This is a genomic window from Streptomyces sp. BL1 (genome assembly GCF_057628045.1).
In genome coordinates this window covers 4,865,193-4,890,720 of sequence record NZ_JBXYWZ010000002.1, presented here as the reverse complement: position 1 = coordinate 4,890,720, position 25,528 = coordinate 4,865,193, and the positions used below count along the sequence as shown (strand labels likewise).

24 protein-coding genes are annotated in these 25,528 nt (G+C 72.4%); 9 read left to right on the top strand and 15 right to left on the bottom strand.

Going from position 1 to position 25,528, the window contains the following annotated elements; genetic code table 11:
• Positions 1-70: 70 nt before the first annotated feature.
• Together AC3AGO_RS21475 and AC3AGO_RS21470 are read right to left on the bottom strand one after the other, a co-directional pair.
• Complete coding sequence (locus AC3AGO_RS21475; RefSeq protein WP_487821851.1) at positions 71-370, bottom strand: DUF3039 domain-containing protein; 300 nt, start codon at positions 368-370, stop codon at positions 71-73.
• Between the two features lie 11 nt (positions 371-381).
• Entirely contained in the window at positions 382-1,104 is a 723-nt protein-coding gene (locus tag AC3AGO_RS21470; protein WP_487821850.1) for a YqgE/AlgH family protein, read from the bottom strand.
• Positions 1,105-1,286: 182 nt separating this feature from the next.
• On the opposite strand from AC3AGO_RS21470, the gene murA reads away from it, so the two are divergent.
• Complete coding sequence (gene murA / locus AC3AGO_RS21465; RefSeq protein ID WP_487821849.1) at positions 1,287-2,615, top strand: UDP-N-acetylglucosamine 1-carboxyvinyltransferase; 1,329 nt, start codon at positions 1,287-1,289, stop codon at positions 2,613-2,615.
• Between the two features lie 141 nt (positions 2,616-2,756).
• On the opposite strand, the gene AC3AGO_RS21460 is transcribed toward murA, so the two are convergent.
• The 4 genes from AC3AGO_RS21460 to AC3AGO_RS21445 are packed head-to-tail and all read right to left on the bottom strand — an operon-like array spanning position 2,757 to position 6,853.
• A complete protein-coding gene (locus tag AC3AGO_RS21460; RefSeq protein WP_487821848.1) occupies positions 2,757-3,893 on the bottom strand; it encodes an ABC transporter ATP-binding protein in 1,137 nt (378 codons plus the stop codon).
• A complete protein-coding gene (locus AC3AGO_RS21455) occupies positions 3,890-4,807 on the bottom strand; it encodes an ABC transporter permease subunit (protein WP_487821847.1) in 918 nt (305 codons plus the stop codon). The genes AC3AGO_RS21460 and AC3AGO_RS21455 overlap by 4 nt, the downstream gene beginning before the upstream one ends.
• On the bottom strand, positions 4,795-5,676 hold the full coding sequence (locus AC3AGO_RS21450) for an ABC transporter permease (RefSeq protein WP_487821846.1): 882 nt from the start codon (positions 5,674-5,676) through the stop codon (positions 4,795-4,797). The genes AC3AGO_RS21455 and AC3AGO_RS21450 overlap by 13 nt, the downstream gene beginning before the upstream one ends.
• A gap of 37 nt (positions 5,677-5,713) precedes the next feature.
• Positions 5,714-6,853, bottom strand: coding sequence for an extracellular solute-binding protein (locus tag AC3AGO_RS21445; RefSeq protein WP_487821845.1), 1,140 nt, complete (start codon positions 6,851-6,853; stop codon positions 5,714-5,716).
• A 269-nt stretch (positions 6,854-7,122) separates the two neighbouring features.
• Here AC3AGO_RS21445 and AC3AGO_RS21440 point away from each other — a divergent pair, with 269 nt between their 5' ends.
• Both AC3AGO_RS21440 and AC3AGO_RS21435 read left to right on the top strand, forming a co-directional pair.
• Positions 7,123-7,860 carry a GntR family transcriptional regulator gene (locus AC3AGO_RS21440; RefSeq protein ID WP_487821844.1) on the top strand — a complete coding sequence of 246 codons (738 nt, stop codon included), beginning with the start codon at positions 7,123-7,125 and terminating at the stop codon, positions 7,858-7,860.
• Between the two features lie 20 nt (positions 7,861-7,880).
• Positions 7,881-8,516 carry an HAD family hydrolase gene (locus AC3AGO_RS21435; protein ID WP_487821843.1) on the top strand — a complete coding sequence of 212 codons (636 nt, stop codon included), beginning with the start codon at positions 7,881-7,883 and terminating at the stop codon, positions 8,514-8,516.
• Between the two features lie 153 nt (positions 8,517-8,669).
• Here the strand turns inward: AC3AGO_RS21435 and AC3AGO_RS21430 are convergent, their stop codons facing one another.
• Together AC3AGO_RS21430 and AC3AGO_RS21425 are read right to left on the bottom strand one after the other, a co-directional pair.
• On the bottom strand, positions 8,670-8,951 hold the full coding sequence (locus AC3AGO_RS21430; RefSeq protein WP_345748889.1) for an HU family DNA-binding protein: 282 nt from the start codon (positions 8,949-8,951) through the stop codon (positions 8,670-8,672).
• Positions 8,952-9,338: 387 nt separating this feature from the next.
• Positions 9,339-10,781, bottom strand: a complete 1,443-nt coding sequence (locus AC3AGO_RS21425) for an NAD-dependent malic enzyme (protein ID WP_487821842.1) — start codon at positions 10,779-10,781, stop codon at positions 9,339-9,341.
• 263 nt (positions 10,782-11,044) lie between these two features.
• Here AC3AGO_RS21425 and AC3AGO_RS21420 point away from each other — a divergent pair, with 263 nt between their 5' ends.
• A complete protein-coding gene (locus AC3AGO_RS21420; RefSeq protein ID WP_487821841.1) occupies positions 11,045-11,251 on the top strand; it encodes a cold-shock protein in 207 nt (68 codons plus the stop codon).
• A gap of 169 nt (positions 11,252-11,420) precedes the next feature.
• Here the strand turns inward: AC3AGO_RS21420 and AC3AGO_RS21415 are convergent, their stop codons facing one another.
• The 6 genes from AC3AGO_RS21415 to AC3AGO_RS21390 all read right to left on the bottom strand — a co-directional run bounded on the left by AC3AGO_RS21415 (position 11,421) and on the right by AC3AGO_RS21390 (position 18,877).
• Positions 11,421-13,748 (bottom strand): HelD family protein, encoded by a 2,328-nt coding sequence (locus AC3AGO_RS21415; RefSeq protein ID WP_487821840.1) that lies wholly within the window; start codon positions 13,746-13,748, stop codon positions 11,421-11,423.
• Between the two features lie 94 nt (positions 13,749-13,842).
• Positions 13,843-14,568, bottom strand: coding sequence for an anti-sigma factor family protein (locus AC3AGO_RS21410; protein ID WP_487821839.1), 726 nt, complete (start codon positions 14,566-14,568; stop codon positions 13,843-13,845).
• Positions 14,565-15,107, bottom strand: coding sequence for a sigma-70 family RNA polymerase sigma factor (locus AC3AGO_RS21405; protein WP_487821838.1), 543 nt, complete (start codon positions 15,105-15,107; stop codon positions 14,565-14,567). Before AC3AGO_RS21405 ends, AC3AGO_RS21410 begins: the two co-directional genes overlap by 4 nt.
• 239 nt (positions 15,108-15,346) lie before the next feature.
• Positions 15,347-16,549 (bottom strand): uroporphyrinogen-III synthase, encoded by a 1,203-nt coding sequence (locus tag AC3AGO_RS21400; protein ID WP_487821837.1) that lies wholly within the window; start codon positions 16,547-16,549, stop codon positions 15,347-15,349.
• Positions 16,550-16,731: 182 nt separating this feature from the next.
• Complete coding sequence (locus AC3AGO_RS21395) at positions 16,732-18,090, bottom strand: nitrate/nitrite transporter (protein WP_487821836.1); 1,359 nt, start codon at positions 18,088-18,090, stop codon at positions 16,732-16,734.
• A gap of 184 nt (positions 18,091-18,274) precedes the next feature.
• Complete coding sequence (locus tag AC3AGO_RS21390) at positions 18,275-18,877, bottom strand: TetR/AcrR family transcriptional regulator (RefSeq protein WP_487821835.1); 603 nt, start codon at positions 18,875-18,877, stop codon at positions 18,275-18,277.
• 147 nt (positions 18,878-19,024) lie between these two features.
• Here AC3AGO_RS21390 and AC3AGO_RS21385 point away from each other — a divergent pair, with 147 nt between their 5' ends.
• From AC3AGO_RS21385 to AC3AGO_RS21365, 5 genes are all read left to right on the top strand, one after another.
• Positions 19,025-19,792, top strand: a complete 768-nt coding sequence (locus AC3AGO_RS21385) for an SDR family NAD(P)-dependent oxidoreductase (protein WP_487821834.1) — start codon at positions 19,025-19,027, stop codon at positions 19,790-19,792.
• Between the two features lie 322 nt (positions 19,793-20,114).
• Positions 20,115-20,267, top strand: a complete 153-nt coding sequence (locus tag AC3AGO_RS21380; RefSeq protein WP_487821833.1) for a hypothetical protein — start codon at positions 20,115-20,117, stop codon at positions 20,265-20,267.
• A gap of 153 nt (positions 20,268-20,420) precedes the next feature.
• Positions 20,421-21,803 (top strand): hypothetical protein, encoded by a 1,383-nt coding sequence (locus AC3AGO_RS21375; protein ID WP_487821832.1) that lies wholly within the window; start codon positions 20,421-20,423, stop codon positions 21,801-21,803.
• A complete protein-coding gene (locus tag AC3AGO_RS21370) occupies positions 21,800-22,345 on the top strand; it encodes a glycine-rich domain-containing protein (protein ID WP_487821831.1) in 546 nt (181 codons plus the stop codon). Before AC3AGO_RS21375 ends, AC3AGO_RS21370 begins: the two co-directional genes overlap by 4 nt.
• A gap of 134 nt (positions 22,346-22,479) precedes the next feature.
• Complete coding sequence (locus AC3AGO_RS21365; protein WP_487824745.1) at positions 22,480-23,823, top strand: MFS transporter; 1,344 nt, start codon at positions 22,480-22,482, stop codon at positions 23,821-23,823.
• 730 nt (positions 23,824-24,553) lie between these two features.
• On the opposite strand, the gene AC3AGO_RS21360 is transcribed toward AC3AGO_RS21365, so the two are convergent.
• Positions 24,554-25,519: a LysR family transcriptional regulator gene (locus tag AC3AGO_RS21360; RefSeq protein WP_487821830.1), complete on the bottom strand. Its 966-nt coding sequence runs from the start codon at positions 25,517-25,519 to the stop codon at positions 24,554-24,556.
• Positions 25,520-25,528 lie beyond the last annotated feature (9 nt).

Below are 25,528 nucleotides of genomic sequence, written 5' to 3'. Positions count from 1 at the left end.
GCACAGCGCAGCGACAGCGCGCTGTGGAGCCGGTCCGCGGGGACTGCCGGCCGGAAGGCCGGCGAGGGGGCTACTTCTTGTCGCCGCCCTTGCCGTCCTTGCCGTTCTTGTCGCCGCCGGCGCCCATGGTCTCGTAGATCTCCTTGCACATGGGGCAGACCGGGTACTTCTTGGGATCGCGACCCGGGACCCAGACCTTGCCGCAGAGCGCGACGACGGGGCTGCCCTCCATCGCGCTCGCCATGATCTTGTCCTTCTGGACGTAATGGGCGAACCGCTCGTGATCGCCGTCACCGTGCGACGTCTCCGGGGTCGGGTCGACAAGTGTGCCGGTGCCGGTCCCGCGCTCAGGCTCAAGAGGAGTGCTCATACAGACCAAGCCTAATTCAGCGACGGGTCGTCCGGGTACGTGGCCACGATGGCCAGTTCACTGCGTTGACGCCGCAGGACAGAGCGCCAGAGCCCCTCGGGCGAGGTGGACGACACATCGCCCGGCTCGGCCTCCACGACGTACCAGGCGCCCTCGGACAGTTCGTCCTCCAGCTGGCCCGGTCCCCACCCCGCGTAACCGGCGAAGATCCGCAGCGAACCCAGTTCGGCGGCGAGCAGTTCGGGCGGGGCCTCCAGGTCGACGAGGCCGATGGCCCCGTGCACGCGCCGCCAGCCCAGCGGCCCGTCCGTGGCGCTCTCCTCGCCCTGCGCGCCTCCGGCGTGCGCGAGTCCCGCGTCCTGTGCGCCTTCTCTCTCCCGTACGCCGTCGTCCGTTTCCGCGCCGTCCCGCGCGACGGCGCCTTCCCCTGCGCCCGTACCGCCCCCTCTGTCCGCGGCGTCCACGCCGTCGACGGTGGGGACGACCGCGATGCCGAGCGCGGCGTCGAGGGAGACGGGGCCGCCCTGGAAGACGACGCCGGGCTCACCGGCGAGGTCGGCCCAGGGCTCCAGGATGTCGCCGACGTCCACGGGCGTCGGACGGTTCAGGACCACCCCGAGTGTGCCCTCCTCGTCGTGGTCGAGGAGCAGCACCACCGCGCGGTCGAAGTTCGGATCGGCCAGCACCGGGGTGGCCACGAGCAGCCGCCCGGCGAGCAAGGACGCCTCGGTCATGCGGCAATGATCCCGCACCCGCCCCCTCCACGGGTGCCCCTCGCTCATTTCGCGGGACGGTCGACGGCGAGTTGCCGTCAGGCCGCAGACAGTCACAGGGCGTCCACGGCCTTACCCAACCGCCCCTGACGGCCATTAGCATTGCCATTTGTCCCAACCCGTCTCCAGGAACGCGGAGATCCATGACCGTCCCGACCGACGACGTCCTGCTTGTCCACGGCGGTACCCCGCTGGACGGCGAGATCCGTGTCCGCGGTGCGAAGAACCTCGTACCGAAGGCCATGGTCGCCGCGCTGCTCGGCAGCGAGCCGAGCCGTCTGCGCAATGTGCCCGACATCCGTGACGTACGCGTCGTGCGCGGGCTGCTCCAGCTGCACGGCGCCACCGTCCTCTCCGGGGACGAGCACGGCGAGCTGGTGATCGACCCCTCCCATGTGGAGAACGCCGATGTCGCCGACATCGACGCGCACGCCGGCTCGTCCCGTATCCCGATCCTCTTCTGCGGTCCGCTGCTGCACCGCCTCGGCCACGCCTTCATTCCGGGGCTGGGCGGCTGCGACATCGGCGGCCGCCCGGTGGACTTCCACTTCGACGTGCTGCGGCAGTTCGGCGCCACCATCGAGAAGCGCGCCGACGGCCAGTACCTGGAGGCGCCGCAGCGCCTGCGCGGCACGAAGATCCGCCTGCCGTACCCGTCCGTCGGGTCCACCGAGCAGGTGCTGCTAACCGCCGTGCTGGCGGAAGGCGTGACGGAGCTCTCGAACGCGGCCGTCGAGCCGGAGATCGAGGACCTGATCTGCGTGCTCCAGAAGATGGGCGCGATCATCACCATGGACACCGACCGGACCATCCGGATCACCGGTGTCGACAAGCTCGGCGGCTACACGCACCGCGCGCTCCCGGACCGCCTGGAGGCGGCCTCCTGGGCGAGCGCGGCGCTGGCCACCGAGGGCCAGGTCTTCGTGCACGGCGCCCAGCAGAAGCCGATGATGACCTTCCTCAACACCTTCCGGAGGGTCGGCGGCGCCTTCGAGGTGCTGGACGACGGCATCCGCTTCTGGCACCCGGGCGGCCCGCTGAAGTCCATCGCGCTGGAGACCGACGTGCATCCGGGCTTCCAGACGGACTGGCAGCAGCCGCTGGTCGTCGCGCTGACGCAGGCGACCGGCCTGTCGATCGTGCACGAGACGGTGTACGAGTCCCGGCTGGGCTTCACCTCCGCGCTCAACCAGATGGGCGCGCACATCCAGCTCTACCGCGAGTGCCTGGGCGGTTCCGCCTGCCGCTTCGGACAGCGCAACTTCCTGCACTCGGCGGTGGTTTCGGGCCCGAACAAGCTGCAGGGCGCCGATCTGGTCATCCCCGACCTGCGCGGCGGCTTCTCGTATCTGATCGCGGCGCTGGCGGCGCAGGGCACCTCACGGGTGCACGGCATCGACCTGATCAACCGCGGCTACGAGAACTTCATGGAGAAGCTCGGCTCGCTCGGCGCCAAGGTCGAACGGCCGTAGCGCGGCGGTCCGGTGGCCCGCGGGCGCGCCGGACAAGCAGAAGAACACGCACAGGAGGGGCGGTCACCGTGCTCGGTGACCGCCCCTCCCGCGTGTGTGCGTCAGTCCGGCGTGTACGCCGTCAGTCCCGCGTGTGCGCGGTCAGCCGCGGGGTTCGACCAGCACGGGGCCGCCCTGCGGGGCGACCACGCACCGTGCGCCCACGGCCAGTTGACCGGCGTACCGGCTCGGCAGGTCGGCCTTGCAGGCGGTCCCCTCGTCCGTGACGAGGTGCAGCCGTGTCGTGGCCCCGAGGAAGGTGGTCACCCGCACGGTCGCCTCCACACCCTCCGCGGGGCCCTCCGCCGCGCCGTCCGTCCCCTCCCCGGACGGCGCGGCCTTCAGCCCCTCGGGCCGCACCAGTACGTCGACGTCCGTCCCGGCGGCCGGCGCCGTGCCGTGTACGGGCAGCCGCGCGCCGAACAGGCCGACCGTGCCGTCCTCGTGGACCGTGCCGGGCAGCCGGTTCATGGTGCCGACGAACTCGGCGACGAACGGGGTGGCGGGACGCTCGTACAACTCGGCGGGGGCCGCGCACTGTTCGAGCCGGCCGTCCTTCATCACGGCGACCCGGTCGGCCATCGACAGCGCCTCCTCCTGGTCGTGGGTGACGAAGACGGTGGTGATGCCCAGCTCCAGCTGGATGCGCCGGATCTCCTCGCGCAGCTGGAGCCGCACCTTCGCGTCGAGCGCGGACAGCGGTTCGTCGAGCAGCAGCACCCGCGGCTGTACGGCGAGGGCGCGGGCGAGTGCCACGCGCTGCTGCTGGCCGCCGGACAGCTCGTGCGGGTAGTGGCCCCCACGGCCCGGCAGGCCGACCAGATCCAGGAGTTCGGCGGCGCGCCGGGCCCGCTCCCCCTTGCCGGTACCGCGCACCCGCAGGCCGTACGCGACGTTCTCGGCGGCGGTCATGTTCGGGAAGAGGCTGTAGGACTGGAAGACCATGCCGATGTCGCGCTCGTTCGCCGGCGTGCCCGCGATGTCCTCGCCGTCCATCAGCAGTTCGCCCCGGTCGGCCGTCTCGAAGCCCGCGATGATGCGCAGCGCGGTCGTCTTGCCGCAGCCGGAGGGGCCGAGCAGCGCGACGAGTTCGCCCGGTGCGATGTCCAGGTCCAGCCCGTCCAGTGCGACGGTGCCGCCGAACGTACGGCGCAGTCCGGCCAGCCGTACGGGCACTCCGGCGCGCTGTTCCGGGGCGCGGGTCTTCTCTGTGGCGGCGGCGGTGGCGGTGGCGGTCATGCGGTGGTCCTCCGGGTACGGCGGGCTCGCCCGCCGGCGAGGGTGGTGAGCAGAAGCAGCAGGCCCCAGGTGATGAGCAGGCTCAGCATGGCGGCGGCGACGGACAGTTGGGCCTCGGTCTCGCCGGTCTGCACCATCCACACGGCGAACGGGGTGAAGCCGAGCACCGAGGCCACGGTGAACTCCCCCAGCACCATGGCCAGGCTGAGCACGGCGCCGCTGACGAGGGCGTGTCGCAGGTTGGGCAGTACGACGCGGTACAGGGTGGCCGTACGGGAGGCGCCCAGACTGCGGGAGGCCTCCACGAGGGTCTTCAGGTCGACGCCGCGCAGTCCCGCGTCGAGCGAACGGTGCAGGAAGGGCAGCGACATGACGGTGTAGACGAGCACCAGCACCAGCGGGAACCTGTCGTTCTGCAGCACCTGGAAGGTCTTCCAGAACGGGGTGTCGGACAGCGCCTGCTGCCACGACAGCACGGTGCTCACGCCGGCCACGAGGGCGATGGGCGGCACCATCAGCGGGGCCATGCAGAGGATCTCCACGGCCCGCCGCAGCCGCGGCAGATGGAGGGTGACGGCGACCATCGTCGGCACCATGAGCAGCAGCCCCAGCGCGACGGTCGCCAGTCCCAGGCCGACGGAGAGCAGCAGGCTGCTCGCCATCCCGTCGGAGGTCAGCCCCTGCGTGTACGGGGACAGGTCGAGGCCCGAGGCGCCCGGGGTGTCCACGGTGAACCAGAGCGAGGCCGCGACCGGCACCAGGAAGTACAGCGCCGCGCACAGCAGTACGAGGGCGCCGCCCCAACCGCCGCGCCGGCGGCGGGAGTCGCGTACCGGCGCCGGCGCCGCCGGCTCGGTGGATGCGGGGGACGCGGGAGGCGCCGGTGGGGGCGCGGTGTGGGTCAGCCCAGCCATCGGGAGCTCCGTCGTTGCAGGGGGATCTGTACGGCGATCACCAGCAGCGCGACCACGACCATGTTGAGGCTCATGGCGAGCGCCAGGTTCTCCTGTCCCGCGAGCACGTTCCCGGAGAGGGCGTTGGCGATCTGGATGGTGAGGACCGGCACCGAACTGCCGGTCATCACCGCGGCGGTGGCGTGCGAGGCGAAGGCCGTGCCGAACATCAGCACGGCGCCGCCGAGCAGCGCGGGGGTGAGCACGGGCAGTCCCACGTGCCGCCAGAACTGTCCGCGGGTGGCCCCGCAGGACGCGGCGGCCTCCCGCCACTGGCTCTTCAGCCCGTCGAGCGCCGGCAGCACGGTGGCGACCATCAGCGGCACCATGAAGTACAGGTAGGCGAGGACGAGTCCGGTGAAGGTGTAGAGGCTGAAGCCGGAACTCTCCAGGCCCAGCAGCCGGGTGAGGGTTCCGGTGGTGCCGAGCGTCGCGATGAAGGCGAAGGCGAGCGGCGCGCCGCTGAAGTTGGCGAAGACGCCGCACGCGGACACGGTCAGCTTGCGCAGCGCCGGGCTCTTCGCGTTGATGAGCGCCTGGGCGACGACCGCGCCGAGCACGGTGGCCAGTACGGCCGTCAGCAGGGACAGTTCGATGCTGCCGGTCAGCCCGGTGGCGTACACGCCGGACAGCGATCCGGTGACGTTCGCGGTGCTGTAGTGGCTCGCCCCGGTGCCGGGGTCGATGACGGTGAAGGCGTTCACGGCCATCGATCCGGCGGGCAGGCCGAAGCAGAGCGCCAGGAAGACGAAGAACGGGACGACGGCCGGCCAGCGCGGTGTGCGCCTGCGTGCGCGTACGGCCCGGGCGGGGGCGGGAAGTTCGAACATGGGGTCTCCAACGTGAGGGGGCGGCGGGTGCGCGGGGTCAGCTGACGGCGGCACCCCAGCCCTCACTGATCGCCTTCTGCGCCTCGGCCTCCTGGTCCGCGTCGGGGAACTCCGGCTCGCCGGCCACCTCGGGCAGCTGCCGTGCCGCCTTCTTGTCCGCCGTGCCGTCCCGTTCCATGGCCTCCAGCAGCGCCGGCCGGGAGAAGCCCTTGAGCCACATGTTCTGGCCCTCGCGGCTGTAGAGGAACTCCAGCCACAGCCGGGCCGCCGCCGGGTGCGGGGCGAAGGCGTTGACGCCCTGGTTGTAGTACTCCGCGTACTGGCCGTCGGAGGGCACGGTGACCTTCCAGTCGATGCCCTTGGACCGCAGCTCCTCGCGGTAGCCGAGGTTGAGGTAGTCCCAGTCCACGGAGATGGGCGTCTCGCCCTTCTGGATGGTGGCCTTGGTCGACTCGACGGGCAGGAAGTTGCCCTTCTCCTTGAGCTTCCGGAAGAAGTCCAGGCCGGGCTGTACGTCGTCGAAGCTGCCGCCGTTGGCGAGCGCGGCGGCGACCACCGCGCCGTACGCGGAGGTGGATTCGTTCGGATTTCCGTTCAGCGCGACCTTGTTCCGGTACTCGGGGCGCAGGAGTTCCTTCAGAGTGCGCGGGCAGTGCGCGACGGCCTTCTCGTCGCAGCCGATCGACACGTAGCCGCCGTAGTTGGTCTGGTACGAGCCGTCGCGTTCCTTCATACGGGCCGGGATCCGCTTCCAGTCCCGCACCTTGTACGGGGCGAGGACCCGCTTGGCCTTGGCGCTGCGCATGAAGGAGCCGCCCAGGTCCATGGCGTCCACGGCGCGGGTCTGGCCCTGCCGTTTCACGGCGGCGTTGAGGACGCCCTGGCTGCTGCCGCCCGGGTCCTCGTTGTGCACCTCGATGCCGTACTTCTTCTCGAACGCCTTGATCATCGCGCCGTAGTTGGCCCAGGTCGGCGCGAGCGCGTAGACGTTCAGCGAACCTTCCTCGCGGGCTGCGGCGACCAGTTCGCGCATCCCGCCGAAGTCCTCCGCCGAACGCGCCTTCGCCGCCTTGCTGTTCACACTCTGCGCGGGTGCCGCGCCGCATCCGCCGACGGCCACCGTGACGGCGAACGCCGCGGCGGCCGTGACAGTACGGCGTCGATGGTGTGCCTTCACATGCTGCTCCCGTGGTCTACCGGCAGCCACCTGTTTGGACAAGTGGTCTTCAACAAGCCCAGGAAAACTAACAGCGCCGACCCTCTTCCACAAACCTCCCAGGTCAGCAAAACCCCAGCTCATAGCGTTATGGACAACGAGGTTTAGCTTCCGCGGAAGCGGTAATAAGCATCTGCCCACCCCTGATGGGATGCGCACTACTGTGCACAGGTGACATGATCGGAGTCCGCTCGCAACGAGCGCACACTCCGCGTACCGAGGAGCCCGCAGTGACCCGACGCCACGAGCAGATCGCCGACGCGCTGCGCCGTGCCATCTCCGACGGCCGCCACCCCGTGGGGTCCACGCTGCCCTCCGAGGCCGAACTGGCCGCGGAGCACGGCGCGTCCCGCGGCACCGTCCGGCAGGCCGTCGCCACGCTCCTGACGGAGGGTCTGATCGGCTCCCGCCAGGGCGCGCGCCGTGTCGTCCTGTCGACCGCGCCCCGGCAGACCTTCACCGAGCTGCGCAGCTTCGCGCAGTGGGCGCAGGCGGGCGGCCACACGGCGGGCGGTCTCGTACTGGACTCCGGCTGGGACACGGCGAGCCCGGAGGAGGCGGCGCTGCTCCAGCTCGGCCCGGACGAACGGGTGCTGCGCGTCATGCGGCTGCGCACCCTCGACGGCGACCCCGTCCTGCTGGAGCGCACCGTGTACGCCGGCTGGGCGGGCCCCGCGGTCGAACGCCTGCCCGCCGACTGCGAGTCGGTGACCCAGGCGCTCAACGAGCAGGAGGGGCTGGTCTTCGCGCACGGCGAGCACCACATCGACGCGCTGTCCGCCGGCACCGTCGAGGCTCGCCATCTGCAAGTACGGCGCGGCAGCCCGCTGCTGCGCGTCCGCCGCACCACGACCACGGCGGACGGCCAGCCCGTCGAGACCTCCGACGACCGCTACCGGCCCGGTTCGGTCGTCTTCACCGTCCGCAACTCCACCCGCACCAACCCCCTTGCCCGCACCACGGGCTGACACCGAGCGAGCCGCACCGTATGCCTTCTCTCCCCGCCGCCCTGCTGTGTGACATGGACGGAACACTCGTCGACACCGAGCGCGACTGGCTGGCCGCCGTCGCCGAGCATCTCGGCACCCGTACGGACGACCCCGTCGTTCTCCAGTTCGCCGGTCTCACCATCGCGGACGGCGCCGAACTCCTCGCCCCGCGCGTGCCGGAGCTCACCACGGAGCGCGCGGCGAAGATGCTGGACCGCGCGTTCGCCGAGCGGGTGGCCGCCGGGGTGACCGTCCAGCCGGGCGCGCTGCGGCTGTTGGACGCGGCGGCGGAACTGGGCATCCCCGTGGCGCTCGTCACGGCCTCCGAACGGGCCGTCGCGGGGCTGGTGCTGGACCGGCTCGGCCGGCACCGCTTCGCGCACTCCGTCGCCGCGGGCGAGGCGGGCCGTGACAAACCGCACCCCGATCCGTACGTGTCCGCCGCCCGGGCCCTGGGCGTGGACCCGCGGGACTGCCTCGCCGTGGAGGACACCCCGACGGGCGCGGCGGCCGCGCTCGCCGCCGGCTGCCGGGTGCTGGCGGTCCCGACCGTCCCCGGTATCGCCGCGGGACCGCGCACGCTGCTGACGGACTCACTGGAGGGCGTGGACCTGGTTTCCCTCGGCGCCTCCTGAGGGGCGCTCAGAAGCCGCTCAGGCGCCTCCCGTACGGCATCCGGCCCCCTGCGGCCAGCGCGCCGTCCGGGAGGCGCAGACACGCACGAGGGGCGGCCACCCGGAAAACCGGGTGGCCGCCCCTCGCCTTTGCGTTTCCGAACGCCAGGGGGCTCAGTTGCCCTTGGCGGCGTCCTTGAGCTTCGAGCCCGCGGAAACCTTGACGCTGTACCCGGCCGGAATCTGGATCGGGTCGCCGGTCTGCGGGTTGCGGGCGGTGCGAGCGGCACGGTGCGTGCGCTCGAAGGTGAGGAAGCCGGGGATGGTGACCTTCTCGTCGCCCTTGGCGACGACCTCACCAACGGTGTCGGCCAGGGCGGCCAGCACGGCGTCCGCGTCCTTACGGGTCACCTCGGCGCGCTCGGACAGAGCGGCCACCAGCTCACTGCGGTTCATAACTCGTTTACTCCCGTGTTCTTCTTGCCGATGAGGCGTGAGATCGAAGCCGATGCTGCCAGGGCCCTCGGACAGTCCCCGGACCCGGGTCTGCTTTCAGACCCTCGCGCCCAGTGACGCATCCTGCCCCCACCAGCGGCGGGAAAGCCAATCCGGCACCCTGTGGGCAGCTACGGAGTCACACGAAAAGCTCCAGTGGCTCGCAGTGGTGACTTTCCATAGGCTTTGTCTGCCCGCAACCCTAAGGGGCCCGTCCGTGCCGCCGCCCACCGACGCGCCGTCATCGGCGCCCGATTGCGTCGGAACGCACCGGGCGCCACGGCGTGGTACGCGGCGGAACAGCCGGGGTGCCGTGCACCGGCGGAGTCCCGACCGTACGGCCCGGGGTCAGGACGCGGGGGTGGCGGGGGCCGGTTCCATGGCCTCGCCGGCGGCGCGGGCCGCGTCCCGGACGGCGCCCGCGACGGCCCCGGACACCTTCTCGTTGAAGACGCTGGGGATGATGTAGTTCGCGTTGAGCTCGTCCTCGAGCACCACGTCGGCCAGCGCCCGCGCGGCGGCGATCATCATCTCGTCGTTGACGGTCCGCGACTGGGCGTCCAGCAGACCGCGGAACACACCGGGGAAGACCAGCACGTTGTTGATCTGGTTCGGGAAGTCCGAGCGGCCGGTGGCCACGACGGTCGCCGTCTCGCGCGCGATCGCGGGCTCGACCTCGGGGTCCGGGTTGGCGAGCGCGAAGACGATCGCGCCGTTCGCCATCTTGGCGACGTCCTCTCCGCCGAGCACGTTCGGGGCCGAGACGCCGATGAAGACGTCCGCGCCGACGACGGCCTCCTTGAGCGTGCCGGTGACACCCTCCGGGTTGGTGTTGTCGGCGATCCAGCGCAGCGGCGTGCCCTCCTCCGCGCCGACCAGGTCCTGCCGGCCGGAGTGCACCACGCCGTGGATGTCGGCGACGACGGCGTGCTTGACGCCGGCCTCCAGCAGCAGCTTGAGAATCGCCGTACCGGCCGCGCCCGCACCGGACATGACGACCCGTACGTCCTCGATCCGCTTGTCCACCACGCGCAGCGCGTTGAACAGCGAGGCGAGCACGACGATCGCGGTGCCGTGCTGGTCGTCGTGGAAGACGGGGATGTCGACGGCCTCGCGCAGCCGCGCCTCGATCTCGAAGCAGCGCGGCGCGGAGATGTCCTCCAGGTTGATGCCGGCGAAGCCGGGGGCCAGCGCGCGGACGACCTCCACGATGGTGTCGGTGTCCTGGGTGTCCAGGCAGATCGGCCAGGCGTCGATGCCGGCGAACCGCTTGAACAGGGCCGCCTTGCCCTCCATGACGGGCAGCGCGGCCTTCGGGCCGATGTTGCCCAGGCCGAGCACGGCCGAGCCGTCGGTGACGACCGCGACGCTGTTCCGTTTGATCGTCAGACGCCGCGCGTCCTCCGGGTGCTCCGCGATCTGGGTGCACACCCGGGCCACGCCCGGGGTGTAGATCATGGAGAGGTCGTCACGGTTGCGAATGGGGTGCTTCGACGACATCTCGATCTTGCCGCCGAGGTGCATCAGGAACGTACGGTCCGAGACCTTGCCGAGGGCCACACCCTCGATCTCGCGGAGTTTGTCGACGATTTCGTCGGCGTGCGCCGTCGAGGAGGCCGCGATGGTGACGTCGATCCGCAGCCGTTCGTGGCCGGATGCGGTGACGTCGAGGCCGGTCACCGAACCGCCCGACGACTCCACGACCGTGGTGATCTGACTGACCGCTGTCCCGCCCGCGGGGACTTCGAGGCGGACCGTCATCGAGTACGAGACGCTTGGCGCCGAGCTCATTGCCGACTTCCCTCTGCTTTCCCTATGTGCACGTATGCAGCCCGGCTCCGGGGGCCGGGCACTCTTCAGATCGTCCCACCTACCAATTGGTACGCGGTAACAACCCCTGTTCGCGGAAATGAACTTCCACCATACGAGAGGGCGTCAGCGGAAGGGAACCCCCCACTCCTTCGCGGGAAAACCGGATCCAATACCCGTAAAACGGCGTAAACCGACTTAGGCTCCCTCCGCACATGCTCACCCCCTCACGAAAGACCAGGAACATGGCTCAGGGCACGGTCAAGTGGTTCAACGCCGAGAAGGGCTACGGATTCATCGCACAGGAGGGCGGCGGGCCCGACGTCTTCGTGCACTACAGCTCGATCGACGGCAACGGCTTCCGCAGCCTGGAGGACGCCCAGCGCGTGGAGTTCGAGATCGGCGAGGGCCGGAAGGGCCCGCAGGCCGAAGGGGTTCGCGTCATCGGCTGAACGCCCTTGCGCGGCTGCCCTGTTGGACGAAGTCAGTGACACCGACCCGCCAGCTCGCCTCGCGGCAAGTGGTCGCTCGAAGCGACTATGGTTGGGCCCGGGGGCATGGATCGGGCCGGTGCCACCACCAGGCTAACACCGACGTTCGCGTCACTCGGGTGCTGCGGCCTCAGTCCCGCAGCAGGTCCGGAACTCCGGTCCGGTCGGGCAGGTCCCGCTCCCCCGCCACCACCAGAAGACGCTGCGTGGCCCGGGTCAGCGCCACGTACAGCACCCGCAGTCCCGCGGGCGATTCGTCGGCGATCTCCGCGGGGGACACCACGACCGTCGCGTCGTATTCGAGGCCCTTGGCCTCCAGGCTGCCCAGCGCCACGACACGGTCGCCCAGGTCCGCCAGCCACTCCCGCGCCGCGGCCCGCCGGCCCATGGCGACGACGACGCCGACGGTGCCGCCCTCCTCGCCGAGCCCGTCCAACGCCCGTTGCGCCTCGGCCCGTACGGCGGCGCGCAGCGTGTCCTCACCGCCGTCCGGGACGGCGGTGAACCGCGGCTGCAGCCCCGTCGCACGCACCGCCTTGGGCGGCACGCTGCCCGGCATGGCGAGGGCCAGCACCCGGTCGGCGAGCTCCGCGATCTCGGCGGGATTGCGGTAGTTGACGGTCAGTTCGAAGCGCCGGCGGGGCCGGGAGCCCAGCGCCTCCGTACGGGCCTCGGCCGCCTCGTCCGGGTCGGTCCAGGAGCTCTGCGCGGGGTCGCCGACGACCGTCCAGGTGGCCTGCCGGCCGCGGCGGCCGACCAGCCGCCACTGCATCGGCGTGAGGTCCTGCGCCTCGTCGACGATCACGTGCGCGTAGTCGCGGCGCTCCTCGGCGAGCCGCTCGGCGCGGTCCCTGCGCGTCTGGTCGCGGTCGGCCGCGGTGGTCAACTCCTCCAGTCCGGTGAGCTGTTCGAGCGGGTCGAGCTCCCGTTTCCTCGGCTTCGCCGGGGCCCCGAGCAGTAGGTGCAGCTCGTCCAGGAGCGCCACGTCGTGTACGGACAGCGGGCCCTGGCCCGTCTCGTCCAGCCGGCCCAGCGAACCCGCCAGCAGCCGTACCTCCGCGGGCTTCAGCACCCGGCGGGCCCAGGGGGCCAGCAGCCGTTCGTCGGCCATGGCGGCGAGGACCCGACGGGGCGTCAGCTCGGGCCACCAGGCGGCCAGGAAGTCCTGGAAGGAGTCCTCCGTGGAGACGTCCTCGTCGAACGCCTCGCGGGCCTCGGCCTCCAGCTCCGGGTCCGACCAGGGCCTGCGCGCACCGGACTTGGCCCACAGGGCGTCCAGCAGCAGCTTGCGGGCGCGCGGCCGCATCAGGTTGACCGGCGCGGTGCCGCCGAGGATCTGGCGGCGGACCTCGCGGAGCTCGTCCGCGTCCAGCTCGACGCGGGCGCCGTTCGCCACCACCCGCAGCCTGTCCGGGAGTTCGCCCAGTTCGAGCGCCCCGCGTGCGGCCTTGCGCAGCACCTTGACCATGCGGGCCGAGCCCTTGATCCGGGCGACGGGCTGCTCGTCGTACGTGTCGGCCTCGGCGCCCTCCACCAGCGAGCCGAGCGCCCGGATGGCGACCTGGCCCTCCTCGCCGAGCGAGGGCAGCACGCCCTCGGTGTAGGACACCAGCAGCGGGGTCGGGCTGACGATCAGGATGCCGCCGGCGTAGCGGCGTCTGTCCTGGTAGAGCAGGTACGCGGCACGGTGCAGCGCGACCGCCGTCTTGCCGGTGCCGGGGCCGCCCTCGACCTCGGTGACGGAGGCCGCGGGGGCGCGGATCACCTCGTCCTGCTCGGCCTGGATGGACGCCACGATGTCGCGCATCGAGTGGCTGCGGGCCCGGCCCAGCGCCGCCATCAGCGCGCCGTCGCCGACCGCGGGCAGCTCCTCGCCGCCCAGGCTGGCCCGGACCTCGGGGCGCAGCAGATCGTCCTCGACGCCCAGCACCTGCCGCCCCTTCGAGCGGATGACGCGGCGGCGTACGACACGGCCCGGCTGCACGGGCGTGGCGCGGTAGAAGGGTGCGGCGGCGGGGGCGCGCCAGTCGATGACCAGCGGCGAGTAGTCGGCGTCGAGCACGCCGAGCCGGCCGATGTGCAGGGTCTCGGCGATGTCGGCGGTGCGGTCGTCGCGGACGGCGCCCTCGGCGGGCTCCACGGAGGTGTACGCGCCGTCCGGGCCCTTCTTGCCGTCCTTGCCCCGCAGCAGGTCGACGCGGCCGAAGAGGAAGTCCTCGAACTCGCTGTTCAGGCGGTTGAGATGGACGCCGGCGCGGAAGACCTGCGCGTCGCGCTCGGCGAGGGCGCCGGGGGTGCCGACCTGCCCCCGCTTGGAGGCGTCGTCCATCAGGAACTCGGCCTCGTGGATCTTCTCTTCGAGCCGCCGGTAGACGTCGTCGAGGTGCGCCTGCTCCTCGCGGATCTCACGGTCCCGGACGGTGTCCTGCCGGCCGGCCTCGTCGTGCTGCGCTCTCAACGCCGCGGCCCCCTTCTGCTTGCTTAGGGCAGCCGTCCACCGTACGCGAAGCGGTGTGCGCAGCGCACGTAAGCGGCGCGGGCGGCGTACGCCGTCACACGCCGATCGACGCGAGGGTGCGCCCGTCGAGGGTGCGGACGACGAAGCGGGAGATCTCGTCGCGGTCGAACGCGGCGCCGCCGTACGCGTACAGCGGCTTCGCCGACCAGTCGTCGCCAGATCCGGGGACGCCGTAACCGCCCTTCGGTACGGCCCACGTCGTGACCGTCTGCTCCTTGCCGCGCGGGCCGACGGCGACCAGTTCACAGCTCAGCGGCCCGCGTACGTCGCTCAGCTTCAGCGCGACGTGCGTGCCCCAGGGCTTCCGCTCCAGGGAGACCGTGGCCTCGGCCCGCGTCCGCGGATCGGTGACGCCGATCTTCTCGCCGTGCGCGTACATCTGCCGTGCGGCGCTCACCGTCTGCCGCGGCGTGTCGTCGTCGCCGGTCAGCCCGAGGGTGGCCAGCGGGCCGCCGGCCACCAGCACGAAGGCGGCGGCGACCAGCCACAGGCGGCGGGTGCGCCGGGTGCGGCGCTCGGCCGCTGTCGCGGCCAGCAGCCGTGCCAGCAGCGCCGGTTCGGGGGGCGCGGGCACGCCGGCCTCCTGCCGCTGCCCGGCGAGCAGCGACTGGAGGCCCATCAGCTCCTCCAGTTCGGCGGCGCAGCGGTCGCAGGCCGCCAGGTGTTCCTCGAACCGCTCCGCTGCGGCGGGGTCGAGTACGCCGAGCACGTACGCACCGACGTCCGTGTGCGCGGTGTGCCCCGAGGCGTTCTCCGTCATGCCGTCACCCCTCTTTCCTCCAGCGAGAGCTTCAGCGCGCGCAGCGCGTAGTACACGCGTGAGCGCACCGTCCCTGGAGGAATACGCAGAACCGCTGCCGCCTCGTTCACTGTGCGGCCCCGGAAATACGTCTCGACGAGAGCTTCCCTGTGTGCAGGCGTGAGGTCGTCCAGTGCTTCGGAGATCGTCATCATCCGCAGGGCGCGGTCGATTTCGTCGGCGGCGGGCAGCGCCTCCAGCGGCGACGGGTCGACCTCGTGGGGGCGGGCGCTGCGGCTGCGGTGCCCGTCGATGACGATGCGGCGGGCGACGGTCACCAGCCAGGGACGTACAGAACCGTGCGCGGCGCGCAGCTGTTCGGCGTTCCGCCAGGCGCGCAGCAGGGTCTCCTGTACGACGTCCTCGGCGCGGTGCCGGTCGCCGGCCACCAGCCGCAGGACGAAGGCGAGGAGCGGGCCCGCGTGCTCGGCGTAGAGCGCCCTCATGAGGGCGTCGTCCGGCGATGTTCTGTCGGCGGCCACGCCGGAATCCTCGCGCACCCCTGACCTCCGGTCGAGAGCCGTTTCCGGATCTGTGCCGCGCGGGGGTACGGAACCGACTGCCGCCATGTTCAAAGGAGTTGGAGTGAAGCGGCGCAGATAGGGGGCGCGGGGAACTGCGCAAACCCCAGCGGAACCGCACTCGCGCAGCGCAACAGGGGCGCGAGGAACCGCGCAAAAAGGGGCGCGGGGAACTGCGCACGCCCGAGCAACACCGCACCCGGGACTCGCAGGCCCCGTCAGTCCTCCGCGTCGCCGCCCGCAGGGCCCCCGTACTTGTCGGAGGAGGACCCCGCCGCGGGGTCGAGGGACAGCCGGTACCCCCGCTTCACAACCGTCTGCACCATCCGCGGCTCGCCAAGCGCACCGCGCAACCGCGCCATCGCCGTCTCCACCGCGTGCTCGTCCCGGCCGGCGCCGGGCAGCGCCCGGAGCAGTTCGGCGCGGGGCACGACCCAGCCGGGCCGGCGGGCCAGCGCCCGCAGGAGCGCCATGCCGGCGGGCGGTACGGCGCGCAGTTCGCCGTCCACCAGGACCGCGTGCCCGCGCACCTCCAGCCGGTGCCCGGCGACGGGCAACGGCCTTACGCGCCCGGGGAGTTCGGCGCACAGGAGCTGCACCAGCGGCCCGAGCCGGAAACGTTCCGGCTGGGACGTGGGCACGTCCCAGGCCTCCAGGGGCAGGGCCGTCACGGGGCCGACGCACGCCACCAGCACGTCGGTGCGCAGCGCGTCCAGCAGCGCGTCGCGGACGCCGCGCTCCTCGGCCCGCTTCAGCAGCGACGCCGCGGCGGGCGCGCTGGTGAACGTCAGCGCGTCCACGCCCCGGGCGAGCGTCGCGTCGATCAGCCGGTCCACGGGGGCGATGTCGGCGGGCGGCATCCACCGGTAGACGGGCACGCCGACGACCTCGGCGCCCGCGGCGCGCAGCGACTCGCTGAAGCCGGGCAGGGGTTCGCCGTGCAGCTGGATGGCGATGCGGCGGCCCGCGACGCCCTCCTCCAGCAGCCTCTCCAGCACCTCCGCCATGGACTCGGACGCCGGCGACCAGTCCTCGCGCAGCCCCGCGGCGCGGATGGCGCCGCGCACCTTCGGGCCGCGGGCGAGGAGTTCGACGGTGCCGAGCAGTTCCACCAGGGCCTCGCCGAGGCCCCAGCCGTCGGCGGCCTCGACCCAGCCGCGGAAGCCGATCGCGGTGGTCGCGATGACCACGTCGGGGGCTCCGTCGATCAAGTCCTTGGTGGCGCCGAGCAGTTCACTGTCGTCGGAGAGCGGAACGATCCGCAGCGCCGGCGCGTGCTGTACCTCGGCACCGCGCCGCTCCAGCAGCGTGCCGAGCTCGTCGGCGCGGCGCGCCGCCGTCACCCCGACGGTGAATCCGTCGAGGGGCCGCGCGGGACGCACGTCGTCCGTCTCCGGCGTTGTCCGCTCTGGCTGCTGCATCTGTGTCGTCGCTCCGCCCACTTCGTTCCGTTCCGGGGATCAGGGTCTGTTCCCGGGAGACCTGGCGCCCTTCTCCGGGGAACCTGTGTCCTGCTCCGGGGAACCGACCCTGCCCGCTGTCCGTGACAGGACCGGTTCCTCCTCATTTCCCCGACGTTACAAGGGTCGCAGTGCGGGACGGCTCACACCTCGGCGAACGCGGGCTGCCGCTCGGCCGCGGGTGCCTCCGTACCGGCAGCGGCGGGCGCGGCGGGGCGCCGCCGCAGGTATACGGCCCAGGTGACACCGGCGCACGCCGCGTAACAGACCAGGAAGGCCGTGAAGGCGGCGGTGCCGGTGCCGGCCGTCTCGAAGGACTGCCGGAAGGCGAGGTTGATGCCGAGTCCGCCGAGGGCGCCGACGGCGCCGATGAGTCCCATGGCCGCGCCGGACAGCCGCCGGCCGTAGACCGCGGCCTCGTCCTCCGTCATGCCGCGGGCGAGGCCCTTGGTGTGGAAGATGCCGGGGATCATCTTGTACGTCGAGCCGTTGCCGACACCGCTCAGCACGAACAGCAGCGTGAAGCCGGCCAGGAACAGCGGCAGCGAGGCGTTCAGCGAGGCGACGATCACCACGGCGGTGGCGGCGCCCATCGCGGCGAAGTTCCACAGCGTGATCCGCGCGCCGCCGTACCGGTCGGCGAGCCGGCCGCCGACGGGCCGTACGAGGGAGCCGAGGAGCGGGCCGAGGAACGTGAGCGAGGCCGCCTGCAGCGGGGTCTGCGCGAACTGCGTCTGCAGGACGAGCCCGAAGGCGAAGCTGTAGCCGATGAACGAGCCGAACGTGCCGATGTAGAGGAACGACATGATCCACGTGTGCGCGTCCCGGACCGCTTCCCGCGCGGCGCCGGTGTCGTTCCGTACGGGCGCCAGGTTGTCCATCCAGCGCGCCGAGCAGAGTGCGGCGAGCACGATCAGCGGGATGTAGATGCCCAGCACGATCCGCGGGTGGCCGGCTCCTGCGGTGCCGATGACCGCGAGCCCGACGAGCTGCACGACGGGCACCCCGACGTTGCCGCCGCCGGCGTTGAGGCCGAGCGCCCAGCCCTTCCTGCGCAGCGGGAAGAAGGAGTTGATGTTCGTCATGGAGGAGGCGAAGTTGCCGCCCCCGACGCCGGTGAGCATCGCGACGACCATGAACGTCGTGTACGAGGTGCCCGGTTCCATCACGACGAACGCCGCGATGCTGGGCACCAGCAGCATGCTCGCGCTGATCACCGTCCAGTTGCGCCCGCCGAACCGGGCCACGGCGAACGTGTACGGCACGCGGACGACGGCGCCGACGAGCGTGCCCATGGAGATGAGGAAGAACTTCCCCGCCGGGTCGACCCCGTACTCGGGCCCCATGAACAGCACCATCACCGACCACAGGGACCACACGGAAAAGCCGATGTGCTCCGAGAGCACCGACAGGAAGAGATTCCGGTGCGCGATCCTCTTCCCCTTCTCCTCCCAGAACGTCGTGTCCTCCGGGTCCCACTGCGCGATCCAGCGGCCAGTCATGGCGCCTCCAGCTGTACGGGATGTCGCTTCCCGCACGAAGCTAGGGAGACCACGTTTCCGCCCTGTGCTGCGAGGTGACACGTACGAAACCTTGCGCTCATTCCCCACGGGGGGCAGCGGTGAGCGCCCGGTCCCCTCGGCTCGGCCCCGCCCCGCCGCGCGCGGGTCCCGCGCCGTCACCGGGTCATGAAGTGAGCGCGGGCCAGGCGGACATGGCGGCTTCTGCCACCGCCTCCAGCTGGGGGAGGGTCGCTCCGTCGCGGGCCTGGAGGCTGAGGCCGAAGAGGACCGTGGAGTAGAAGGCCGCCACGGTCGCGGTGTCCGTGCCCGGCGGCACGTCGCCGTCCTGTACGCCGCGGTCCAGGCGGGCCCGGACGGCGTCGGCCGTGTCCCGGCGCGCGGCGGCGAGGAGTTCGCGTACGCCGTCGTTCTCCTCCGTGCTGGTGGTGGCGGCGAGTACGACCATGCAGCCGCGCGGCGTTCCCGGCGCCACGTACGCGGCGGCGTTGTGGCGCAGCATGTCGCGGACGCCCTCCCGGGCCGTGCCGGCTGCGTTCAGGGCGGCGTCCGTGACGGTGCCCTCCGTCGCCCTGTACCGGTCGACGGCCTCGCGGAACAGCTCCTCCTTGGAGCCGAACGCGGCATACAGGCTGGCCGACTTGATGCCCATCGCCGCGGTCAGCCCGGACAGCGAGGCGGCCTCGTAGCCGCGCTCCCAGAACACCCGCATCGCGCTCTCCAGCGCCTCGTCGCGGTCGAAACCGCGGGGGCGGCCCCGTACGGCCATCGCACGGCCCTCCTCCCTTTCTGTGCCGGTCGCTCAACAAAGCCTTGACGACCGAGGGTACCCATGGACTAGTTTTTTAGCGATCGCTAAATAAAAGTGCTCGCGCCGGGCAGGACCCTGCGCGGGCCCGTTCAGCAGGAGGACACGATGACCACAGCAACCGCCACCGCCACCGCCCCGCTCGCCGGCAGGGCCGCCCTCGTCACCGGGGGCAGCCGCGGCATCGGCGCGGCGACCGCGCGGAAGCTGGCCGCGGACGGCGCCGACGTGGCGCTGACCTACGTGAACGGCGAGGACAAGGCGAAGGCCCTGGTGGAGGAGCTGCGCGCAACGGGCGTACGGGCGCTGGCCGTTCAGGCCGACAGCGCCGACGCGGAAACCGTCCCGGAGGCGGTGGACCGCGTGGCGGAGGAGTTCGGACGGCTGGACATCCTGGTGAACAACGCGGGCATCTTCCCCGCGGGCCCGCTGGAGGAGATCACCGCGGCGGACATCGACCGCACGCTGGCGATCCACGTACGGGCCGTCCTGCTCGCCTCGCAGGCGGCGGCCCGCCACATGACCGAGGGCGGGCGGATCATCAGCATCGGCAGCAACCTCGCGGAGCGGGTGCCCACGCCCGGCATCACGCTCTACGCGGCGAGCAAGTCCGCGCTCGGCGGCCTCACCCGGGGCCTCGCCCGCGACCTGGGCGGGCGCGGCATCACGGCGACGCTGGTGCACCCGGGCTCCACCGACACCGACATGAATCCGGCCGACGCCGGCGCGCACTCCGAGGAGCAGCGGCAGCGCACCGCGCTGGGCCGGTACGGGGCGGCCGCGGACATCGCCGCGACCGTTGCTCATCTCGCCGGGGAGGGTGGCCGGACCGTGACCGGGACGGCGATCACCGTGGACGGCGGGACGAACGCGTAAGCGCCCCCGCGGGTGTGCCGATTGCGCCTGCTTGCACACCCCGTGCGCTTGTCGGGCGGCCTGCGGGCCGTGCGTGGTCGGCTCTGCGCAGTTCCCCGCGCCCCTGTAGGGCGTGGCTCGCCGACGGGGGCGGGTTGACCCAACCCGCCCCCGTACACCGGGAGTTCACACACCGCCCCCACCCTCACTGCGGGGCCGCTGTTTCTCCCGTGGCCGAATATTACCTTCCTTTGACACTTGCTTGGTACCCCTTTTACGCTCCTCCGAGCGGCGTGGATCATGAACTTCGCCGTGTGTCCCCACACCATTCGGAGGTCCGCACATGCATGACCTGATCAAGAAGATGGCGCAGGACGAGAACTGGCAGGGCTGGGTCGCCGCCAACTCGGCGACCGCGGCGAAGGACGGCTGCATCAGCGCCGCTCCCAAGTCGGGCTGCATCAGCGCGGCTCCGAAGTCCGGCTGCATCAGCTGACGGCTGCGGCAAGTCACGGCCTTGACGGCCGTATCAGCTGACGGCGCCGGGCCGGTCCGGACGCGGGCCGGGGGAAAGGACAGCGCCCCGGCCCGTTCCCGGCGGCCCGCGTCATCGCCGGGGGAACGACCAGGGACACGGAGGGGCAGCGCAATGGACGGTCAGCCGACGGCCGACGTCATCGACCAGGTCAAGGACATACCGATCTACCGCACCTCGGTGGAGCGGGGCCACTTCCCCATCCTGGAGAAGGCCGAGATCGCACGCGGCTTCCCGGACAACTGGCGCACGCCGCGGCTGGACGCCGCACTCGCCACGGGCGAGGCCGAGTTCGTACTCTCCACGGGCACCAACCACGCGCGGATGCAGCTCATCCGGCCCCCGTACTTCCTGCTCGACTCCTACTACCGGCTGTGGAGCGAGCATCCCGACATCGCCGGCACCTGGCACGAGGGCTGCCAACGCGCCTCCCTGACCACGGTGCTGGCCACCGAGCACGTCGCCCGCGTCAACGCGAAGAAGCGCGGCGGGCAGGAGCCCGACCCCGTCCCCGCGCTCGCGGACCGGCGGCTCGACGACCGTACGGTCTATCTCAACCTGCGGCTCGACCCCGCGCTGTGGGACCGCGCCGACGTCGAACGCATGCTGGGCGAGCTGCGCGAGGTCGCGGACAGCCACCCGCAGGGGCGCTACCACCTCGACTGCTCCGGCTACCACCTGGCGCACCTCGTACGGAAGGCCGACGAGTGGGGGCTGTGGGAGGGCTTCCCCGAACCGGCCAGCATCATCACCGCGTACGAGTACACGCCCGCGAACGTACGGCGCTTCCTGGAGCGGCAGTTCGGCTGCCCGGTGATCGACCTGTTCGGCAGCACCGAGCTCGGCTACCTCTACTACAGCGACCGGCACGGCACGTACCGGCCGTACCTCGACAAGATGAGCGTGGAGCTGCTGCCCGTGGCGCCGGGCAGCACCCTCTACAGCCTCATCGTCTCCAGCGTGCGCAACCCCCATATGCCGCTGATCCGTTACCGCTCCGGCGACGTGGCCCGTACGACCGACGGCAGCCCCGACCCGGCGAGGATCGCGCAGTTCTGCGGGCGGGAGAAGGAGCTGCTCGACGCGCCCGACGGGCCCGTCGCGCAGGGCGATCTGGACGCGTGCGTCACCGCGGCGTCGGCGCACGTGTTCGTGCACCGGCTGCGGGTGGGCGCGGCTTCGAGCGTGCTGGAGTACACGACCTTCGACGGCGGCCCGCTCGCGCCGCCGGAGACCGCCGCGCTGGAGCGCGGCGTCCGCGAACTCACCGGCCGGGACTGCCGGGTGGAGCAGCGGGGCCACATACCCGTCGGGAAGTCGGGCAAGTACGCCTGGCTCGCCGTGGAACAGAACGACGAGCCGGAAACCGGTGACGGTCCGGAAGCCGGTGACGACCCGGAGACCTGCTCCGGCCCGGATACCTGCGACGGTCCGGAATCGGGCGAAGGCCAGGCCTCCGGCGTTGGCCGGGCATCCAGTGAAGGGGAGCGTCAGTGACCACCACCGCACAGCCGGACGGCCGTACGGGCCGGATATCCGCCGACGACCTCAGAGAACTGCTCGGCGGCACGCTGCACACCGAGGTCGTCGACCACTTCGTCCAGGAGACCGGCGAGGAGCGGGAGTTCGTCGAGCGCCAGGTGACCGAGTGTCTGCGCTACCTGTACCTCGTCTCCCGCCACCGCGACCGGCTCAGCGGCCTCTTCCTCCCCGTCGAGCAGGCCATCGACGAGATCTGGCACTACCTCATCCTGCAGACCCGCGAATACCGGGCGCTGTGCGAGGAGCGGCTGCCCGGCGGCTACTTCATCGAGCACCGCAGCATCGCCTACGAGGACTACCAGCGGGAGCCCGGCCGGGAGCAGGCCGTCGAGGAGGCGCTGCGCTGGATCCCGCTGTACTGCCGGGAGTTCGGTCCTTTCGACGAGGGCGCGCTGCCGCACTGGACCATCGTGCGCTTCCTGCACGAGCACATGCGGATGCCGCTGGCCGACATCGCGGCGCTCGAACCGGCGGACGCGGCGACGGACGCGGCGTGACGGCTGCGCCGGTACCCGCCGGGCCTTCGCAGTCCGGAGCTGCACAGCCCGGGCCGGCGGGGAACGGGTCCGGACAGCGCGGGACGTCCCGGAAGGGGACGTCCCGCTCCGGGACGCCCGAGGGTGAGCACCCCCTGCAGCGGCGGACCCTGGCCGTCCTGGTCCTCTGCCAGGGCCTCAGCGGCGCCGGACTCGCCGCCGGCATCACCGTCGGGGCGCTGCTCGCCGAGCAGATGCTCGGCTCGACCGGCCTCGCGGGGCTGCCCAGCGCCCTGTTCACCGCCGGGGCCGCGCTCGGCGCCGCGGGCATCGGCCGGCTCTGCCAGCGCTGGGGACGCCGGCCCGGCCTCGCCGGCGGCTACGGCGTCGGCGCGCTCGGCAGCCTCGGCGTGGTCGTGGCCGCCGCGACGGGGAGCGTGCCGCTGCTGTTCGTCTCGCTGCTCGTGTACGGGGCGGGCACCGCGGCCAACCTCCTGGCCCGGTACGCGGGAGCCGACCTGGCCGGCCCCGCGCGCCGCGCGCGAGCCGTCAGCACGGTGCTGTTCGCGACCACGTTCGGGGCCGTCATCGGCCCCAATCTGGTCGGCCCCACCGGGGAGTTGGCGCACGCGTGGGGCATCCCGCGGCTCGCCGGCCCGTTCCTGCTGGCGACGGCCGCGTACGGCGCCGCCTCCCTCGCACTCGCCGCCCTCCTGCGCCCCGACCCGCTGCGTGTGGCCCGCGCTCTGGCGGAGACGGGGACGGGGTCGGCTTCGGGTACGGGGCCGGGTACGGGGTCGGCGTCGCGTACGGGTGCGGTCGCCGGGCCGGACGCGCGGGACGGCCGGGAGCAGGAGGGCACGGCGCGGGACGGCACGGCGCGCGATGCGGACGACGACGCGGACGACGACGCGGCGGCGGGGCCCGGTGACGGGACGCCCGCTGTCACGGACCGGCGCGGGGTCGCCACCGGTACCTCCGTCATGGTCCTCACCCAGCTGGTGATGATCGCCGTCATGACGATGACGCCCGTCCACATGCAGGCGCACGGACACAGCACGCAGGCCGCGGGGCTGGTCATCGCGCTGCACGTGGGCGCGATGTATCTGCCCTCGCCGCTGACGGGGATCCTCGTCGACCGGATCGGCCGGCTGTGGCTCGCGGCGGCCTCCGGACTCACCCTGCTGACAGCCGGACTCGTGGCGGCCCTCTCCCCCGCGCACTCCGTCCCCGCCCTGGCCGCCGCGCTCGTACTGCTGGGCCTGGGCTGGAACTTCGGCCTCGTGAGCGGCACGGCGCTGATCACGGACGCGCTTCCGTTGGCCACGCGGGCCGCGACGCAGGGGCTGGTCGACGTGGGCATCGCCCTGGCGGGCGCGACGGGCGGGATGGCCTCGGGTCTCATCGTGGCCACAGGCAGCTTCCCCACCCTGGCCCTCACCACCGCAACCCTCTCCCTCCTAGTCCTCCCGCCCCTCCTCCTCCGCCGAGCGCGCTGACCCGAGGTGTGGGCCGCACCCCGCCGAGGTGTGGGCGGCGGTCCGCCCAGAGGGCGGAACGGGCGGGCACACCGGACCGCACCCGCGCAGGGTTCCGCACCCCGCCCCCAACGCACGCGCCCCGATGAGGGGGTTGGCCCCAGCCCCACCCCTACCCGTTTCTTCCAGGGCTCCGCCCCGAACCCCACCGCGCTCCGCGCGAAGGAACGGGGGCCGCGCCCCTGCACCCCACCGAGGTGTGGGCAGCTGGTCCGCCCAAGGGGCGGAACGGGTGGGCACACCGGACCGCACCCGCACAGGAAACGCACCCCGCCCCCAACGCACGCGCCGCCGTGAGGGGTTGAGCCCCGGACCCGCCCCTACCCGTTTCTTACGGGGCTGCCGCCCCGGACCCCAGCCGCGCTGCCCGCGGAAACGGGGGCCGCGCCCCAGACCCCGCCCCTGGGCGGGGAAAGGAGGAGGAACCGGGGCTCCGCCCCGGACCCCAGCGGGGCTACGCCCCTGCACCCCACGCGCTCCGCGCGAAGAACCGGGGCTGCGCCCCGGGGGGGGTGAGGGAAACCGGGGGGAAACCGGGGGCGCGCCCCGGGCCCCCGGGGCGCGGGAAAGGGAAGTCGAGGCTGCGCCCCGGCCGGGCGCCCCGCCCCCGCCGCGCCGCGCGCGGAAAGCCGGGGGCCGCCCCCTCGGGGGCGGGAGGGAATCGGGGCTCCGCCCCGGCGCCCCCAAAGGGTCACCGCAGCGCCGCGTCCCCCGCAGGGAGCCACGCCCCGCCCCGCGGACGCACGCGCCAACCCCCCTCCTCCGCAAGCGCGTCCGCCGCCGCGGACAACCGCCGAAGGGCCGGATGCCGCAGCGACGCACGCCACACCAGGGAGACGGGCGAAAGCGGCACCGGCCCCGTAAGGGGAAGGAGCACCATGCCCGGCACCCCCGTGAAGACGTCGGTGGCCAGCACCGACCAGCCCCGTTCCCGTACGACGCGGGCGAACTCCGTCTCGCCCTCGATCCGCGGGAAGGGCGGGGCCAGTTCGATGCCGCGGCCGGCGAAGAGCGTGCGGGCGTAGTCCGTCCACTCGGCCGTGCCCGGATTGCCCGCGCCCGCGTACAGGGTCTCGCCCGCCAGGTCGGCGAGCGGCACCCGGCGCAGGCCCGCGAGCCGGTGCTCCGCGGGGAGCAGCACGGCCACCCGCTCGTACCGTACGAGCCGGTGGGCCAGGCCCGCGCGGAGACCGTCCGGGAGGCCCGCGAACCGGCCGAAGGACACGTCCAGTCCGCCGGAGTGCAGTTCGTGCGCGGCGCCGGTGAGCCCGGAGCGGTAGCGGGCCACGAACTCCGTTCCGGGGTCCCGCAGCCGGGCCGCCTCCAGGACGCGCTGGCCGGTGCTGACGGGTGCCGCGACGTCGACGGTCAGCGGGCGTGCCTCCGCGGCGTCCCGCCCGAACGCGTCCGTCAGCTCCTCCTGCGCGGCGAGCACGCGGCGCGCGTACGGCAGCAGCCGTTCGCCCTCCGCCGTGAGGGACACCTGGCGCGTGGTGCGTACGAACAGCTCCGCGCCCAACTCCCGTTCCAGGCGCCGGACATCGCGGCTCAGCGCCTGCTGCGCCAGGTGCAGCCGGGCCGCGGCGCGGGTGAAGTGCAGCTCCTCGGCGACCGCCAAGTAGGCCCGCAGCAGGCGGGGTTCCAGGTCACGGGACACGAAGGGGAC

What these genes read in the sequence shown, in the direction of transcription:
- AC3AGO_RS21475 (WP_487821851.1), bottom strand. Translation starts at nt 370, where the DNA reads ATGAGCACTCCTCTTGAGCCTGAGCGCGGGACCGGCACCGGCACACTT.
- AC3AGO_RS21470 (WP_487821850.1), bottom strand. Translation starts at nt 1,104, where the DNA reads ATGACCGAGGCGTCCTTGCTCGCCGGGCGGCTGCTCGTGGCCACCCCG.
- murA (WP_487821849.1), top strand. Translation starts at nt 1,287, where the DNA reads ATGACCGTCCCGACCGACGACGTCCTGCTTGTCCACGGCGGTACCCCG.
- AC3AGO_RS21460 (WP_487821848.1), bottom strand. Translation starts at nt 3,893, where the DNA reads ATGACCGCCACCGCCACCGCCGCCGCCACAGAGAAGACCCGCGCCCCG.
- AC3AGO_RS21455 (WP_487821847.1), bottom strand. Translation starts at nt 4,807, where the DNA reads ATGGCTGGGCTGACCCACACCGCGCCCCCACCGGCGCCTCCCGCGTCC.
- AC3AGO_RS21450 (WP_487821846.1), bottom strand. Translation starts at nt 5,676, where the DNA reads ATGTTCGAACTTCCCGCCCCCGCCCGGGCCGTACGCGCACGCAGGCGC.
- AC3AGO_RS21435 (WP_487821843.1), top strand. Translation starts at nt 7,881, where the DNA reads ATGCCTTCTCTCCCCGCCGCCCTGCTGTGTGACATGGACGGAACACTC.
- AC3AGO_RS21430 (WP_345748889.1), bottom strand. Translation starts at nt 8,951, where the DNA reads ATGAACCGCAGTGAGCTGGTGGCCGCTCTGTCCGAGCGCGCCGAGGTG.
- AC3AGO_RS21425 (WP_487821842.1), bottom strand. Translation starts at nt 10,781, where the DNA reads ATGAGCTCGGCGCCAAGCGTCTCGTACTCGATGACGGTCCGCCTCGAA.
- AC3AGO_RS21420 (WP_487821841.1), top strand. Translation starts at nt 11,045, where the DNA reads ATGGCTCAGGGCACGGTCAAGTGGTTCAACGCCGAGAAGGGCTACGGA.
- AC3AGO_RS21410 (WP_487821839.1), bottom strand. Translation starts at nt 14,568, where the DNA reads ATGACGGAGAACGCCTCGGGGCACACCGCGCACACGGACGTCGGTGCG.
- AC3AGO_RS21400 (WP_487821837.1), bottom strand. Translation starts at nt 16,549, where the DNA reads ATGCAGCAGCCAGAGCGGACAACGCCGGAGACGGACGACGTGCGTCCC.
- AC3AGO_RS21395 (WP_487821836.1), bottom strand. Translation starts at nt 18,090, where the DNA reads ATGACTGGCCGCTGGATCGCGCAGTGGGACCCGGAGGACACGACGTTC.
- AC3AGO_RS21390 (WP_487821835.1), bottom strand. Translation starts at nt 18,877, where the DNA reads ATGGCCGTACGGGGCCGCCCCCGCGGTTTCGACCGCGACGAGGCGCTG.
- AC3AGO_RS21385 (WP_487821834.1), top strand. Translation starts at nt 19,025, where the DNA reads ATGACCACAGCAACCGCCACCGCCACCGCCCCGCTCGCCGGCAGGGCC.
- AC3AGO_RS21380 (WP_487821833.1), top strand. Translation starts at nt 20,115, where the DNA reads ATGCATGACCTGATCAAGAAGATGGCGCAGGACGAGAACTGGCAGGGC.
- AC3AGO_RS21375 (WP_487821832.1), top strand. Translation starts at nt 20,421, where the DNA reads ATGGACGGTCAGCCGACGGCCGACGTCATCGACCAGGTCAAGGACATA.